This window comes from Nonomuraea monospora (genome assembly GCF_039531895.1).
Classification (GTDB): domain Bacteria; phylum Actinomycetota; class Actinomycetes; order Streptosporangiales; family Streptosporangiaceae; genus Nonomuraea; species Nonomuraea monospora.
In genome coordinates, this window is record NZ_BAAAQX010000015.1 from 161,579 (window position 1) to 176,040 (window position 14,462).

The 14,462-nt window shown below is 73.4% G+C and carries 13 protein-coding genes; 5 read left to right on the forward strand and 8 right to left on the reverse strand.

Annotated features, from left to right (window positions below):
• The first annotated feature begins 31 nt into the window (after positions 1–31).
• Entirely contained in the window at positions 32–781 is a 750-nt protein-coding gene (locus tag ABD331_RS28155; RefSeq protein WP_344480776.1) for a hypothetical protein, read from the forward strand.
• On the opposite strand, the gene ABD331_RS28160 is transcribed toward ABD331_RS28155, so the two are convergent.
• Genes ABD331_RS28160 through ABD331_RS28170 form a run of 3 tightly spaced genes read right to left on the reverse strand, consistent with a single transcriptional unit; the run spans position 759 to position 3,657 of the window.
• A complete protein-coding gene (locus ABD331_RS28160) occupies positions 759–1,586 on the reverse strand; it encodes a TIGR03619 family F420-dependent LLM class oxidoreductase (RefSeq protein ID WP_344480778.1) in 828 nt (275 codons plus the stop codon). The genes ABD331_RS28155 and ABD331_RS28160 overlap by 23 nt on opposite strands.
• Complete coding sequence (locus ABD331_RS28165) at positions 1,583–2,566, reverse strand: acyl-CoA dehydrogenase family protein (protein WP_344480779.1); 984 nt, start codon at positions 2,564–2,566, stop codon at positions 1,583–1,585. The genes ABD331_RS28160 and ABD331_RS28165 overlap by 4 nt, the downstream gene beginning before the upstream one ends.
• Positions 2,563–3,657 (reverse strand): acyl-CoA dehydrogenase family protein, encoded by a 1,095-nt coding sequence (locus tag ABD331_RS28170; RefSeq protein ID WP_344480780.1) that lies wholly within the window; start codon positions 3,655–3,657, stop codon positions 2,563–2,565. The genes ABD331_RS28165 and ABD331_RS28170 overlap by 4 nt, the downstream gene beginning before the upstream one ends.
• Before the next feature lie 52 nt (positions 3,658–3,709).
• On the opposite strand from ABD331_RS28170, the gene ABD331_RS28175 reads away from it, so the two are divergent.
• Positions 3,710–4,876, forward strand: coding sequence for a helix-turn-helix domain-containing protein (locus ABD331_RS28175; RefSeq protein WP_344480782.1), 1,167 nt, complete (start codon positions 3,710–3,712; stop codon positions 4,874–4,876).
• On the opposite strand, the gene ABD331_RS28180 is transcribed toward ABD331_RS28175, so the two are convergent.
• Positions 4,873–5,832: an alpha/beta hydrolase gene (locus ABD331_RS28180; protein ID WP_344480785.1), complete on the reverse strand. Its 960-nt coding sequence runs from the start codon at positions 5,830–5,832 to the stop codon at positions 4,873–4,875. The genes ABD331_RS28175 and ABD331_RS28180 overlap by 4 nt on opposite strands.
• Positions 5,833–5,927: 95 nt before the next feature.
• A complete protein-coding gene (locus ABD331_RS28185) occupies positions 5,928–6,596 on the reverse strand; it encodes a type 1 glutamine amidotransferase domain-containing protein (RefSeq protein WP_344480787.1) in 669 nt (222 codons plus the stop codon).
• Between the two features lie 72 nt (positions 6,597–6,668).
• Here ABD331_RS28185 and ABD331_RS28190 point away from each other — a divergent pair, with 72 nt between their 5' ends.
• Positions 6,669–7,556: a LysR family transcriptional regulator gene (locus ABD331_RS28190; RefSeq protein ID WP_344480789.1), complete on the forward strand. Its 888-nt coding sequence runs from the start codon at positions 6,669–6,671 to the stop codon at positions 7,554–7,556.
• A gap of 39 nt (positions 7,557–7,595) precedes the next feature.
• On the forward strand, positions 7,596–8,324 hold the full coding sequence (locus ABD331_RS28195; protein ID WP_344480792.1) for a dienelactone hydrolase family protein: 729 nt from the start codon (positions 7,596–7,598) through the stop codon (positions 8,322–8,324).
• On the opposite strand, the gene ABD331_RS28200 is transcribed toward ABD331_RS28195, so the two are convergent.
• Genes ABD331_RS28200 through ABD331_RS28210 form a run of 3 tightly spaced genes read right to left on the reverse strand, consistent with a single transcriptional unit; the run spans position 8,325 to position 12,897 of the window.
• Positions 8,325–9,065, reverse strand: a complete 741-nt coding sequence (locus tag ABD331_RS28200) for an ABC transporter ATP-binding protein (RefSeq protein ID WP_344480794.1) — start codon at positions 9,063–9,065, stop codon at positions 8,325–8,327. It abuts the gene before it with no gap.
• Positions 9,066–9,067: 2 nt separating this feature from the next.
• The gene (locus ABD331_RS28205) at positions 9,068–11,659 is read right to left on the reverse strand and encodes an ABC transporter permease subunit (RefSeq protein ID WP_344480796.1); all 2,592 of its coding nucleotides are present in this window, start codon (positions 11,657–11,659) and stop codon (positions 9,068–9,070) included.
• Positions 11,656–12,897 carry an ABC transporter substrate-binding protein gene (locus tag ABD331_RS28210; RefSeq protein WP_344480799.1) on the reverse strand — a complete coding sequence of 414 codons (1,242 nt, stop codon included), beginning with the start codon at positions 12,895–12,897 and terminating at the stop codon, positions 11,656–11,658. The genes ABD331_RS28205 and ABD331_RS28210 overlap by 4 nt, the downstream gene beginning before the upstream one ends.
• A 154-nt stretch (positions 12,898–13,051) precedes the next feature.
• Here ABD331_RS28210 and ABD331_RS28215 point away from each other — a divergent pair, with 154 nt between their 5' ends.
• Complete coding sequence (locus ABD331_RS28215) at positions 13,052–14,140, forward strand: alcohol dehydrogenase catalytic domain-containing protein (protein ID WP_344480801.1); 1,089 nt, start codon at positions 13,052–13,054, stop codon at positions 14,138–14,140.
• Positions 14,141–14,462: the final 322 nt, after the last annotated feature.

The following is a 14,462-nucleotide window of genomic DNA, read 5'->3' on the forward strand; positions in this document are numbered from 1 at the left end:
CCAGCGATATGCCGACAGATCTGGGAGTGCCTTGCCGCCGACCGTCCGCCACCTGGCCTCCGTCAGCCTGGCCTTCCTGATGGCCTCGGGATGCGCCGCCACCGCCTCCGGGGAACGACCGCCCAACACGACCCCCACCCGGACGGCGGCACAGCGAGACACCAGCACCGTCGACCACGCCCAGATCTGCGTCGGCCAGGCCACCCGCGTCAGGCAGGAGGACCAGCGCTGCGACGACCGGGAGCCGGACCATGCCTGGCACTACGTCCCCGTGACGTCCACGGTGCCCGCCGTGGGCGCGAAGGTGACCACCGGCATCCCCTACGCGCCGCCCCGCCGCGCCTACCGGGCCGCGCGCAAGGGCGGTCTGGGGACGAGCGTTCTGATCATGGACGAGGAGGACCGCGTCATGATCTGCGTACGGGCCCGCACCCGAATCCGCGTCCGCGACGACCACTGCGACGACCACCTCGACGGCTACGAGTGGTACTACCTGCCGATGAAGCGCCAGGTGGCCGCGATCGGCAAGAAGGCCGAGCGCGGCACGTTCACCCCGCCGACCTACGTGGAGACGTTCAGGGCGCGGCGCGGCGGCGGCAAGGGCGACACGGCCATGGTCCGCCCCACCACCGCTCCTCCCGAGACGGACGAGCCACGCCCCACCCCCACGAAGAAGCCCACCTCAAGGCCCACGGCCAAGCCCACCACGAGGCCCACCTCAAAACCCACGACGACGACATCCCGCAGGTGCAGGACGGTCAGGTCGAGGGTGTGCTCGTGACGCCGTACTCGCCGGCGAACGCGGCCAGCCGCGCAACCGCGTCCCTGCTCCGCGTCCAGGGCCGGACGATCAGCCGCTCCACCCCGATCCCCGCCCACTCCGGCACCTCACCGGGCGAAGCCAGCTCGTACGCGTGCGCCGTCACCGGCACCCCCGCCCCCAGCCGCGCGAGCTGAGGCTTGATCGACTCGATGGTGTGCGGCATGCTGATCCACCCGTCGCAGAGCGTGGCGGCCCTGCGCAGCGCGGCGGCCGACTCACCGCCGGCGAGCACGGGCAGCCGCCGCTGTACCGGCTTGGGCTCGAAGGCGACCTCGGGGAAGGCGTAGAAGCGCCCGGAGTGGGCGACGAGGGGCTCGCTCCAGAGCCGCCGCACCACCAGGATCGCCTCGTCCAGCCGCGCTCCCCTGGTCGCGAACGGCACTCCGGCCGCGTCCCACTCCCCCCGGTACCAGCCGGCGCCGACGCCGCAGATGGCCCGCCCGGACGAGACCACGTCCAGGGTGGCGAAGGCGCGCGCCGACACGAACGGGTGGCGCAGCGCGAGGAGCTGGACGGCGGTGCCGAGCCGGACGCGGGTGGTGAGGGCGGCCAGCCAGCACAGGTAGGCGGGCGCGTCGAACAGCGGCGTCCGCGGTTTGATGCCGGGGTCGGAGGTGCCCGGGTAGACGGCGAGGGACAGGTCGGTGGCGAAGACGAGGTGCTCGGGCAGCCACACCGACTCGTAGCCCAGCTCGTCGGCGGCGACGGCCACGTCCTTCCAGGCGTCGGGGTGCACCAGGCCGAGGGGGACGCCGAACTTCACGGGCGCCTCCCGGCGATCGCGTCGCGCAGGTGTTCGCGGTGGGCGGCCGTGGTGCCGTACGCGGCGGACAGCGACCAGGCGCGGGCGAGCCAGAACCGCAGGTCCAGCTCCTCGGTGTAGCCGATCGCGCCGTGGATCTGCAGCGCGGCCCTGGCGGCCAGGGCGGCGGCCTCGCCTGCGGCGGCCTTGGCGGCGCTCGCATCCCGCCCGGCGCCGCCCGAAGCGAAGCCGGCCGTAGCGGAGCCGTCCGAACCGAAGGTCTCGGCGGTGAGCGCCGCCCGGTACACCAGCGGCGCCGCGAACTCCACGGCCACGGCCACGTCGGCGAGCTGGTGCTTGACGGCCTGGAAGGACCCGATCGGCGCGCCGAACTGGGTGCGCACACGCGCGTACCCGACGGTGACCGACAGCAGCTCCCTGGCGACCCCGACGAGCTGCGCGGCGGTGGCCACCGTGGCCCGCGCCAGCACAGGACCCACGGGCCCGGGCAGGGGTTCGGACCGCGAGAAGCCCACCTCGAACAGCGGCCTGCACGGGTCCACGCCGCGCCGGGGCGTGAGCCGTACGTCCGGACGCTGGACGACCCGCGCCCGGCCGTCCCGCACGACCACGAGGAGGTCGGCGAGGTCGGCGTCGGCCGCGTACGCCTGCCCTGGCGGCAGCACGGCGACGCTGACCGCGCCGGAGGCCAGCTTGGGCACCTCGGCCAGCAGGTACGGCGCGACCACGGCGGTCTCCACGACCGGCCCTGGCAGGCAGGCGCGCCCGGTCTCCTCCAGGGCGGGCAGCACGTCGGCCAGCCGGAGGCCGAGGCCGTCGGCGTGCTCGGGCAGCAGCAGCCCGAAGAAGCCGAGCGCGGCGAGCTGCTCCCATCCCGGCCGCCGCTCGGCGCGCAGCGAGCCGGGCGGGCAGTGCGTGCGCAGCACGTCCCTTACGTTGGTGGCGAGCGCGAGCTGGTCCTCGCTGAAGCCGAAGTTCATCGCGGCAGCCCCAGGACGCGTTCGGCGACGATGGTCCGCTGGATCTCGTTCGTGCCCGCGTAGATGGGCCCGGCCAGGGAGAACAGGAACCCGTCGAGCCAGCTCTCCGCCCGGTCCCCGAGCAGTTCCAGGGCGAGCGCGTGCATGCGCAGGTCGAGCTCCGACCAGAAGATCTTCCCCATGCTGGCGGCTGGCCCGATCTCCTCGCCCGCCATGATGCGGCGCGCCGTCCCGAACGTGTGCAGCTGGTACGCCTCCGCCTCCACCCGGCATCGGGCGGCCCGGTCGGCGAGCACCGGGTCGGCGTCGCGGGCCAGCTCGACGAGCCGGTCGGCGGTGGCCAGGAAGCGTCCGGGGCTGCGCAGGGTCAGGCCGCGTTCGGAGGAGGTGGTGGCCATCGCGATGCGCCAGCCCTCGCCGACCTCGCCGAGGACCATGGACTCGGGTGTGAAGACGCCGTCGAAGCGGAGTTCGGCGAAGCCGGGCAGCCCGTCGAGCTGGGCGATGGGGCGGACGGCGACGTCGTCCATGGGGAACATGAAGTACGTCAGCCCCTTGTGCCGCGCCCCCGAGGTGCGGAAGAGGCCGAAGCCGTGGGTGGCGAAGGCGGCCCGCGAGCTCCACGTCTTGTGCCCGTACAGGCGCCAGCCGCCTGGGCAGGGCTCGGCGCGGGAGGTCAGGGCGGCCAGGTCGCTGCCCGCCTCGGGCTCCGACCAGGCCTGCGCCCACACGTCGTCGCCCCTGGCCATCCGGGGCAGCCAGTGCTCGCGCTGTTCCGGGGTGCCGTTGCGGAGGAGGGACGGGCCGAGGAGGAAGATCCCGTTCTGGGTGACGCGGGCGGGGCAGCCGGCGGCCCAGTACTCCTCCTCGAAGATCAGCCAGTCGATGAGGGAGGCGCCGCGCCCGCCGTACTCCTCGGGCCAGGAGACGACGGACAGCCGCGCGGAGGCCAGCTCCGCCTCCCAGGCGCGGTGCGCCGCGAAGCCTTCCCTGGTGTCCATGGACGGCAGGGGTGGCGGGGCGTGCCTGCTCAGCCAGTCGCGCACCTCGGCGCGGAAGGCGTGCTCCGCCGTGGAGTAGTCGAGATCCACAAGAACCAACCTAGCGCACGCTTGGTATCGTGACCAGGCTAGTGTGGAGGTCGTGCAGGGACTGCTGCTGCGGCTCTCGACCCTCGACACCGACGCGGAGAGCGCGGTCCGGGTCATCGCCTACTTCGACTCGCTGGTGCGCGACCACGTCAGTGTGCCCGTGCTGCTCACCGCCACCGCCCGGCTGACGCAGTGCCCTGTCGGCCTGCTCGACGCCGCCACCGGCCGCCGCACCCGCGTCCGCGCCGACGGCTCGGCCGACACCCCTCCCGTCCCCGGCTCGGTGCGGGAGCTGAGCTCGGGGCTCGGCGCCGTCTGGATGGAACGCGAGGGGCCCGCGCACGGGCTCGACGAGATCGTGCTCGAACGGTACGCGGCGGCGGCCGAGGTCACCCTCGAACGCGCCGCCGCCCTCGCCCGCACCGCCAGGGATCCTGCGCTGGTCGAGCTGGCCCTGTCGGCCGAGACCGGCGAGGCCGAGCGCGCCCGCGCGCTGCGGCTGCTCGGCTTCGACCCCGCCACTCCGCTCCAGGCCCTGGCCATCGCGCTGCCCGGCCAGGGGCTCGCCTCGGGGCTGCGGGCGATGGGGCACCACGTGCGGGCCGCCACGATCGGCGACACGGAGGCCGTCCTGGTCGCCACCACCCTGAACGCCGAGCTGCCCGACGCGCCTCCAACCGGGACCGGGATCGACCCCGAGCCGCCGGGCGCGGCCAGGGCCGGGATCGGGCTCGAACTGCCGGGCGCGGCCAGGGCCGGGATCGGGCTCGAACTGCCGGGCGCGGCCAGGGCCGGGATCGGGCCCGAGCTGCCGGACGCGGCCAGGATCGGGATCGGGCCCGAGTTGCCCGGCGCGCGGGCGGCCGAGTCGTGGGCCCGCGCCCGCACGGCGCTGCGGTTCACCGGCCCGCATGACCCGGTGATGCGCTGGTCGGATCTGGGCGCGCTGGCCCTGTTCGCCGACCTGCCCGAGCAGGCGATCGCGAGCCTGCCCGACGTGCGGGCGATGTCCCGGCTGGGCGAGGAGTCGCTGCTGGCGGTGCGCGCCCTGTGCCTGGCGGGCTCGATCCGTGGCGCGGCCCAGGCCGTCCACCTGCACCACAGCTCCCTGGCCGCCCGGATCGCCCGCGCGGAGTCCGCGCTGGGCTTCTCGCTGGGCGACCAGCCGGGACGGATGCGCGCCCACCTGGCGCTGGCCCTGGTCCGCCTGCTGTCCTAAAGGCCGAACGCCCTCTTGAGCGCCGCCTCGCGCGCCTGCCGCGCCCTGACGCTCAACGCCGCGGTGGGCACCAGCATGTCGAACCCGTGGAAGGCCCCCGGGTACAGGTGGAACTCCGTCGACACCCCGGCCCGCGCCAGCCGCAACGCGTAGTCGGCGCACTCGTCCCTGAACACCTCCAGCTCCCCCACGTCCACGAACGCCGGCGGCAGCCCCGACAGGTCGGTGGCCCGGGCCGGAGCCGCGTACGGCGACACGTCCTCGGCGCCCATCCGGTCACCGAGCAGCGCCCCCCAGCCGAAGAGGTTGGCCTGCCTGTCCCACACCACGGCGTCGGTGAACTCCTCGCTGGACGGCGTGGTGTTGCGGTCGTCGAGCATCGGGCAGACGAGGAGCTGGAAGGCCACTTCGGGGCCGCCCCTGTCCCTGGCCAGCAGCACGGTCGCGGCGGCGAGCCCGCCGCCCGCGCTGGCCCCGCCCACGGCCAGCCTGCTCAGGTCGATGCCCAGCTCGGCGGCGTTCTTGGCCGTCCAGACGAGGCCGGCGTAGCAGTCCTCGACGGGGGCGGGATGCGGGTGCTCGGGGGCCAGCCGGTAGTCCACGGAGACGACGACCACGCCGAGCCGCTCGACGTACTCGATCATCTGGGCGTCGTCGCCCTCGGGCAGGCCCATGATCATGCCGCCGCCGTGGATCCAGTACAGCGCCGCCCGGCTCTCCCCGCGCTCCTCCGGCTGATAGACGCGCACCCGTACGTCGGGCTCGCCCTCGGGCCCCGGCACGTGGCGGTTCTCGATGGAGATCCGCGTGTCGGGCGGGGGCGCGGCGGCCATCATCGCGTTGAGCTGCGCCCGCTGCCCGGGCAGGTCCGCGAACAGTGCGGACATGTCGCCGGGCGGCATCGGGAACTGCTCGATCCCGGCGCGCAGCTCCGGATCGAGGTTGGGGTGGGCCATGGGGGTTCCCTTCCACGGGGACGGCAGTGCTACTCCTCGATGGTCAGATCCCGCACCCCTGGCGCACAACCGCCATCCGGCGGCGATTACCGGCCTCAGGCCCGCCGTTCGGCGAGCAGCTCGACGACCTGCTCGGCGAGGGGGGCGGCGCTGGCCGGGTTCTGGCCGGTGGCCAGGCGGCCGTCCACCACCACCTGAGGCTGCCAGTTGTCGCCTGGCTCGTGCGTGGCGCCGCGCGCGACCAGGGCGTCCGCCAGCAGGAAGGGCACGACGCCCGTGACGCCGCGCAGCTCCTCCTCGGCGTTGGTGAAGGCCGCCACCCGCTTGCCCGCCACCAGGTGCGACCCGTCGGACAGGGTCAGGTTCACCAGCGCCGACGGGCCGTGGCAGACGGCCGCGACGACGCCGCCCCGCTCGTACACCTCGCGCCCGACGCGCTGCACGTCGGGGTCGTCGGGGAAGTCCCACATGGTGCCGTGGCCGCCGGCGTAGAGGACGGCGTCGTAGCGGGAGGCGTCCACGTCGGCCAGGCGGGCGGTGTCGCGCTGCTCGGGCGAGGCGACGAAGGCGGCCTGGGCGGGGTCGCCCGGGTCGTAGCCGTCGCGGGGCGGCTCGCCGCCCCGGACGCTGGCGACGTCCACGTCGAAGCCGGCCTTGTGGAAGATCTCCCACGGGTGGGCGGCCTCGGGCACGTAGTATCCGGTCCGCTCCACGCCGCCGAGGTCGTCGTGGCTGGTCAGGGCTATGAGTACGCGCTTGGTCATACGTTTAGGATGACCCCGCCCAGCCATCAGCACCAAATCACGAAATATGCCCTGAGGCATCAGAATAGTGATATGTCATCGCTGTCGCTGGACCTGCTGCGCACCTTCCTGGCCGTGCACAGGACCGGCTCCATCACCGCCGCCGCCCAGACGCTCGGCCTGTCGCAGCCCGCCGTGACCGCGCAGGTCAAGACGCTGGAGGCGGCGCTGGACCGGCCGCTGTTCGACCGGCTGCCGCGCGGCGTCGCGCCCACGCCCGCCGCCGACGAGCTGGCCCGCAGGGTCGCGCCGGGCCTCGACTCGCTGGACGAGGTGGTCGCCTCGGAGCTGCCCTCCGACGAGGCCGTGCACCTGGGCGGGCCCGCCGAGTTCCTCAGCGAGGTGGTCATGCCGATGCTGGCCCCGCTCGTCCGTGACGGGCTGCGGCTGCGCGTCAGCCTGGGGCTGTCCGACGACCTCCTGAACGACCTGGCGGCCGGGCGGCTGGACCTGGTGCTGTCCACGATCCGGCCCCGGCTGCGCGGGGTGCGGGCCGACCCGGTGTACGACGAGGAGTTCCTGCTGGTCGGCGCCCCCGGCGCGGGGCCCTCGGCGAAGCGTCTCCCCGCTGCCGGGCCGCCGCCGCAGCCGCTGGTCGCCTACGCCGAGGACCTGCCGATCGTGCGCCGCTACTGGCGCACGGTCTACGGCCGCCGCCCGTCGATGACGGCCCAGGTCGTCATGCCCGACCTGCGGGGCGTGCTGAGCGCGGTCCGGGCGGGGATGGGCGTGTCGGTGCTGCCGTCGTACCTGTGCCGCCGCGACCTGGCGGCGGGCACGCTGGTGACGCTGGCCGAGCCGGAGGAGGCGCCGATCAACACCGGCTACCTCGCGGTCCGCTCCGGCGCGCAGGCCAGGCCCGCCGTGGCCCGCGTACGCGAGCATCTGGTACGCGAGCTGCGCGCCGCCCAGTCGTTCTGACGTGGATAGCCGGGATCGTCCACGGGCATGCTGGTTCCCATGTGCCATTCCACCGACAGCAGGCCGCCCGCACCGCCCGTCCAGGGCGAGGTGGCCTCACACGAGCAGATCGAGCTGACCGCGGCCGACGGCAACCGGCTCCTCGCCTACCGGGCCGAGCCCGCGGAGCCGAACGGGCGCAACATGGTGATCCTGCCCGACGTGCGCGGTCTGCACCCCTTCTACCGGGACCTGACCCAGCGCTTCGCCGAGGCGGGGTTCCGCACCATCGCGATCGACTACTTCGGCCGCACCGCCGGGCTGAGCGCCCGCGACGACGACTTCGACTTCATGCCGCACGTCCAGCAGGTCACCCTCGAAGGCGCGCGGGCCGACGCGCGGGCCGCCGCCGAGGCGCTCGGCGGCCCCGTCTTCACGACCGGCTTCTGCATGGGCGGCGCCCTGTCCTGGTGGCTGGCCGCCGGCGGCAACGGCCTGTCGGGCGGCATCGGCTTCTACGGCGCTCTGCGCTTCATCGAGGCGCCGGAGTCGGGCCCGGGCGCGCCGCTGCTCCTGCTGCGGGCCGGGGCGGACAAGGCCTCCTCGCCGGAGGAGTTCGCCGCGTACGAGGCCGCGCTCGACCGGGTGGGCACCGAGCACGAGACGCACATCTACGAGGGCGCGCCGCACTCGTTCTTCGACCGCTCCTACGGCGAGTGGGCGGAGGCGTGCCAGGACTCCTGGCGGCGGATCCTGTCGTTCACCGAGCGGCACGCTCAGCCCCAGTAGTCAGCCCAGGTAGGCGGCCCTCACCACGGGATCCTGGCGGACCTCGTCGGGCGTGCCGGTGGCGACGACCTTGCCGAGGTCCAGCACGACGATCCGGTCGCAGGCGTCCATCACGAACCCCATGTCGTGCTCCACCAGCAGCACGGTCGTGTCCAGGGCCCTGACGACCTCCCCCAGCCGGGCGGTCTGCCCGGCGTCGAGCCCCGAGGTGGGCTCGTCGAGCAGCAGCAGGCGGGGGCGGTCGGCCAGGGCTCTGGCCAGCTCGACGAGGCGGCGCCGGCCGACGGGGAGCGCGGCGGCGTACGCGTCGCGCAGCTCGGTGAGCCCGCACAGCTCCAGCACCTCGGCCACGCGCTCCTGCCGCTCCCGTTCCAGCCGCCGCCTGGACGGCCAGCCGGCCAGGTCGGCGGCGAGCCCGCCCCCGCCGCCGTGCCAGTCGAGCGCGGCCAGCACGTTCGCGGCGACGGTGAGCCTGCCGAAGACCTGGGTGCGCTGGAACGTGCGGCGCAGCCCCGCCCTGGCCCGCTTGATCGCCGGTACCGCTGTCACGTCCTGGCCGTCGAGGCGGACGGTCCCCTCGTCGGGCCTGCGCAGCCCCGACACCACGTCGAAGAGCGTGGTCTTGCCGGCCCCGTTCGGCCCGATCACGCCGCACACCAGGCCCCGCGCGACCTCGAACGTCACCCCGTCCAGCGCCCTGACCCCGCCGAACGCCACCGACACGCCCTCCACCGCCAGCATGCTCACCGCACCCCCAGGTAGGCGGCGGTCAGCCGCTCGCCGTCCACCTCGGCGCGCGGCCCCGCCCAGGTGACGCGGCCCAGCCGCATGAACGCCACCCGGTCGGCGATCGCCAGCGCCTCGGTGGCCTTCTCCTCGACGAGCAGCAGCGCGACCCCGCGTCCGCGCAGCTCGGCGAAGACGTCGAAGACCTGCCGCACCACCATCGGCGCCAGCCCGAGCGACGGCTCGTCGGCGATCAGCACGCGCGGCGGGCGCACCAGCGCGGGGGCGAGCGTGAGGAGCTGCTGCTCGCCGCCGGACAGGGCGCCGGCGAGCACGGTACGGCGCTCGGCCAGGTGGGGCAGCCGCTCGTAGACGGGCTCGGGGTCGGGCAGCCAGGTGCGCAGGTTCTCCTCGACGGTGAGGCCGGGGAAGACGCCTCTGCCCTCCGGGGCGAGCAGGATGCCGGCGCGGGCCCTGCGGTGGGCGGGCCAGGCGGTGACGTCCTCGCCGTCCAGCAGGATCCGGCCGCCGGTCACCGGCAGGTCCCCGGCCGCCACCGCGCACGTGGTGGACTTGCCCGCGCCGTTCGCGCCGAGCAGCGCGACGACCTCGCCTGGACGCACCCGCAGGTCCACGCCGCGCAGCACGGTCACGTCGTCGTACCCGGCGAAGACGCCCTCCAGGGCGAACAGCGCGGGCTCGCGCGGCCCGGCGGGCGCCTGCTCGGCGGGCGGCTCCGCCCGCCTGTGGCGCAGCTCGGCGACCTGGGTGAGCACCCCGTCGGGATGCTTGGCCAGGATCATGCCGCCGAGGCCGAACAGGATGGCGCCGACGTGCGCGGACACGTCCCAGGTGGAGAGCACCTCGGGCACGGCGACGGCGATCAGCCCGCCCAGCACCGCCCCGCCGATGCGCCGCACGCCCTGCAGCACCACCACGGCCAGCCAGACGAACCCGGCGAACGCCGGCAGGTCGGTCGCCGTGATCGACCCCTTGGAGATCGCGAACAGCACGCCGCCGAGCCCGGCGACGGCCGACGCCAGCACGAACAGCGTGATCTTCGTCCGCGGCGCCGACAGCCCGGACGTGGTGGCCGCCGCCGGGGCCGACCGCACGGCCAGGATCGCCCGTCCGGAAGCCGACCGCTCCAGGTTCCGCACGAGCAGCGCCACCGCGCCGATCAGCAGGAGCAGCACCACCACCCGCACCCGCGGGTCGGAGGTGTCGGCGAACCCGAACCCCAGCGCGGGGATCGACCAGCCGATCGTTCCGTTGCTGAACGCGTCCACCTGGAACAGCACCTGGTCGGCGAGCAGCGCCAGCGCGAGCGTGGCCAGCGTCAGCACTCGCCCGCCCAGCCGCAGCGCGGGCAGCGCCACCAGCATCCCCACCGCGGCGGCGGCCAGCACGCCCAGCATGATCGCCACGAAGAACGGCAGCCCGGACGCGAACGCCCACCCGCAGGTCAGCGCCGCCATGGCGGCGAAGGCGGCCTGCGCCAGGTTCACCATGCCGCCGATCCCCGTCACCACCACGAACGAGCAGAAGATCAGCGCCAGCACGAGGCCCTGCGCCGCGACGCCCACGTAGTACTCCGGCCCGGTGAACGCGAACACCACCAGCGCCGCCACCCCGATCGCCCACGGCAGCCTGCGCCGCCACGGCGGCAGCCCGGCCAGATGGTCCGGCGGCGGCACGTCCTCCGCGGCGCTGCCCGCCACCCGATCACGCGACCTGTTCAGCAGCACCAGCCCGGCGAACAGCAGGATCACCGGCACCGCCGTGCGCAGCCCCGTCACCTCTTCGAGGAAGTCGGTGTAGCCGGCGACCAGGTTCTGCACGACGCCGAGCGCCAGCCCGGCCGCGAACGTCCACGGGATCGAGCGCAGCCGCCCGAACACCGCCGCCGTCGCCGAGGCGAACAGCAGCACCGTGTACGCGGTCGCGTCCAGCCCCAGCACCGACACCGCCAGCACCCCCGCCAGCCCGGCGAGCCCCGAGCCGAGCATCCAGGCCAGCGCCGAGGTGGCGTCCACGTCGATGCCGCGCAGCGTGGCCAGCCGCCGCCGGTCCACGGAGGCGCGCATCCGCAGGCCGTACGGGGTGTGCCGGATGAACGCCCACAACCCGGCCGCCGCGACCGCCGAGAAGCAGAACGTGATGAGCTGGTCGCTGTCCAGCCGCACGCCGAGCACGTCGAACGCCCGCGCCGGATGCGGCCCGACGCCGCGCGGCAACGCGGTCGCGTCCGCCGCAGGTAGCCCCGCCAGGTCCACGACCAGCAGGCCGAGGGCGGGCAGCGCGATCGTCAGGCCGATCGTGGCCACGATCTGCGCCGTCTCCCCCGCCTGCGCGAGCCCCCTGAACATGGCCTTGTGCAGCACGTAGCCCAGCGCGGGCGCGAAGAGCGCCACCGCCAGCAGCGCCGACAGCCACGCGGGCAGTCCGGCCTGGTTGAGCTGGTAGAACAGCAGGGCCGTCAGGAACCCGATGGCGCCGTGGGCGAAGTTGAACACGCCCGTGGCGGCGTACGAGAGCGTCAGGCCCGAGCCCATGATCGCGAAGACGGCGCCGGTGACCAGGCCGCTGAGCACGTAGTTCAGGATCATTTGAGCGGCACGTTGTCGAAGCACTTCATGCTCTTGGCCACCTGGAAGGCGCCGCCCTCCAGCTTGACCAGGGCACCGCAGCCGTTCGGCTCGTCATGGTCCTTCGGGTACTCGATCCGGCCGAAGCCCGCGTTCTCGTACAGGTACGAGCCGTTGCCCGTGGCCAGGAACTTCTGCCTGGTCAGGTCCTTGCCGGTCCTGTTCAGCATGTCGAGGAAGATGTCGGCCGCCCAGTAGCCGATCGCCAGGTGCTGGGTGAGCTGCGTGCCGGGGGCGACCTTCTCGACGTCCTGCTTGAGTTTGGCGATCTCGGGGGCGGTGGACTCGAAGGGCTCGAACATGGGGGCCGCGATCACGCCGTCCAGGGCCTGGGCGCTGGCCTGGTCCTTCAGGATGGCGACGTCGTAGCTGGTGGCGTCCGTCAGCACGCCCTGGTAGCCCGCCCGCTTGAGGGCCGCGTACAGGCCGACGTTGAACTTCGTCCCGGCGATCACGGAGACGACCACGTCAGGGGGGCCGCCGTCGTCCGACGTCATGATCTTGTTGACGTACGGCAGCCAGTCGGGCGGCGGGGCGGCGGCCGGCAGGCCGGAGTTCACGCCCGCCAGCGTGAAGCCGGCGGCGGTGAACGACTGCGAGATGGTCGTGCCGCCGTACTTGCTGCCGCTGGAGTCGGAGGTCTGGACGTAGACGCTCTTGCCCGCCGAGCCGCCCAGCAGGTCGGCCATCTGCCTGCCCCACCACGTCTGCGACCCGGCCCCCTGCTTGGGCGCCAGGCAGCCGTTGTAGCCGAAGCCCGTCTTCGTGCCGCACCACTGTGGCCCGGTCGCCCAGCCGAACCACGGCACGCCCTGCTGCTCCAGGAACGCGGCGCCGCCGAAGTTGGGGGCGTGCACGGGGACGAGGGCGAACACCTGGTCCTTCTGTACGAGCTTCTTGGCCGCCGCGTCGCCCTTGGCGGCGTCCTGGCCGTCGTCCTCGGCGCCGAGGAACTCGATCTTCCTGCCGTGCACGCCGCCCTCGGCGTTGGCCCGCTCGAACCTGGCCTTCGCCCCGATCTCGGCGTCCTTGGTGGAGTAGCCGCTGGCGCTGGTCTTGGTCAGCACGCCGCCGATCCTGATCGTGGTGTCGGTGACGCCCTGGCCTGTCTCGTTCTGCTGGCTGGCTTGTTGTTGTGCCGCGCATCCGGCGGCGGTCAGCACCGCGACCAGCATCGCCGCCGACTTCCTCCGCTTCATGACGGCCTCCCGCACGTCCAGCCTTCAACATTCGGCCTAGCGCTCGCTTGGTTAGCGCGAGCGTAAGTTTCCTCACCGGCGACGTCAACGGGGGTGATCGGATTTACCTAGCAACCGCTTGTTTGTGAACGGTGCCCCGGCTAGCGTGAGTCGCATGCTGATGCGCGCCGCCGTGCTCACCGCGTTCCACGCCCCCATGGAGCTGCGCGAGGTCGAGATCGACGACCCCGGCCCCGGCGAGGTCCGCGTCCAGATCAAGGCGTCGGGCGTGTGCGGCTCCGACCTCAAGGCCATCGACGGCAAGAGCCCCGTCGTCAGCAAACTCCCCTACATCCTGGGCCACGAGAGCAGCGGCGTGGTGGAGTCGACCGGCGCCGGCGTCACCGCACTCCAACCGGGCGACCACGTCATCATCGCCATGAACGGCCCCTGCGGACGCTGCCGCCCCTGCACCTCCGGCCGCTTCCACCTCTGCACAGGCCCCAGCCGCCTGCCCACCATCATGGGCGGCCTCCCCCGCATCACCCTGGACGGCACGGAGGTCCGCCGCTTCATCGGCATCGGCTCCTTCGCCGAGTACGCCGTCATCCCCGAACCAATGTGCGTAAAAATCCCGAAATCCCTCCCCTTTGACGCCATGTGCCTCCTCGCCTGCGGCGTCATCACCGGCGTCGGCGCCGTCCTCAACGTCGCCCAAGTCCCCCCAGGCGCCACCGTCCTCGTGGTCGGCTGCGGAGGCGTCGGCCTCAACGTCATCCAGGGCGCACTCCTCGCGGGCGCCACCACGATCATCGCCGCCGACGTCGCCGACCAGAAACTCAAACAAGCCGAACGCCTCGGCGCCACCCACACCCTCCTCGCCACCGACCTCCCCCGCCAGGTCGCGGACGTGGTCCGGGGCGGCGTCGACTACGCCTTCGACGCCACAGGCGCTCCCGGCGTCCTCGCCCAAGCCTTCGCCTCCACCCAGCCCGGCGGCACCACGGTCATGGTCGGCAGCCCCCCGGCCGGCCACCCCATGCAACTCGACACCGGCCTCCTGTTCGCCTCCCGCCGCCTGATGGGCACCCAGGGCGGCGACTCTTCACCCGGCCGCGACCTGCCGATGCTGGCCGCCCAGTACGTACAGGGCCGATTGGACCTCAACGCGTTGATCTCAGAACGCCTCCCCCTCGACCAGCTCAACGACGGCGTCGAACACGTCCGCCAAGGCAGCGTCGCCCGTACCGTCATCACCTTCTAAAAGCACGGTCCTCGCTAGTCGCTCGGGCGTTCTTCCAAACCCCGGCCCGCCCCAATCCCATTTACCGGGTTGGCCGTTGGGAGCCCGCCCCGAAAAAATGGGTCCTCGCCTTCGGCTCGGGCTGTTGTCTTCGGGTCTCGCGGCTTCGCCACGAGCCCCGGGCGAGAGGGCTTCCAGCCCCCTCGCGCTCCCCCGAGCGGTCACCATCTCCCCGCCCCCCCCCGGGGGACGCACCAGCTAATCCCAGACCACCGCAAAGCCGCCCACCCGGCACACTGATCATTACCTGTGAGGAGTGTGGCCTTCACCGGTATCGGCCGTT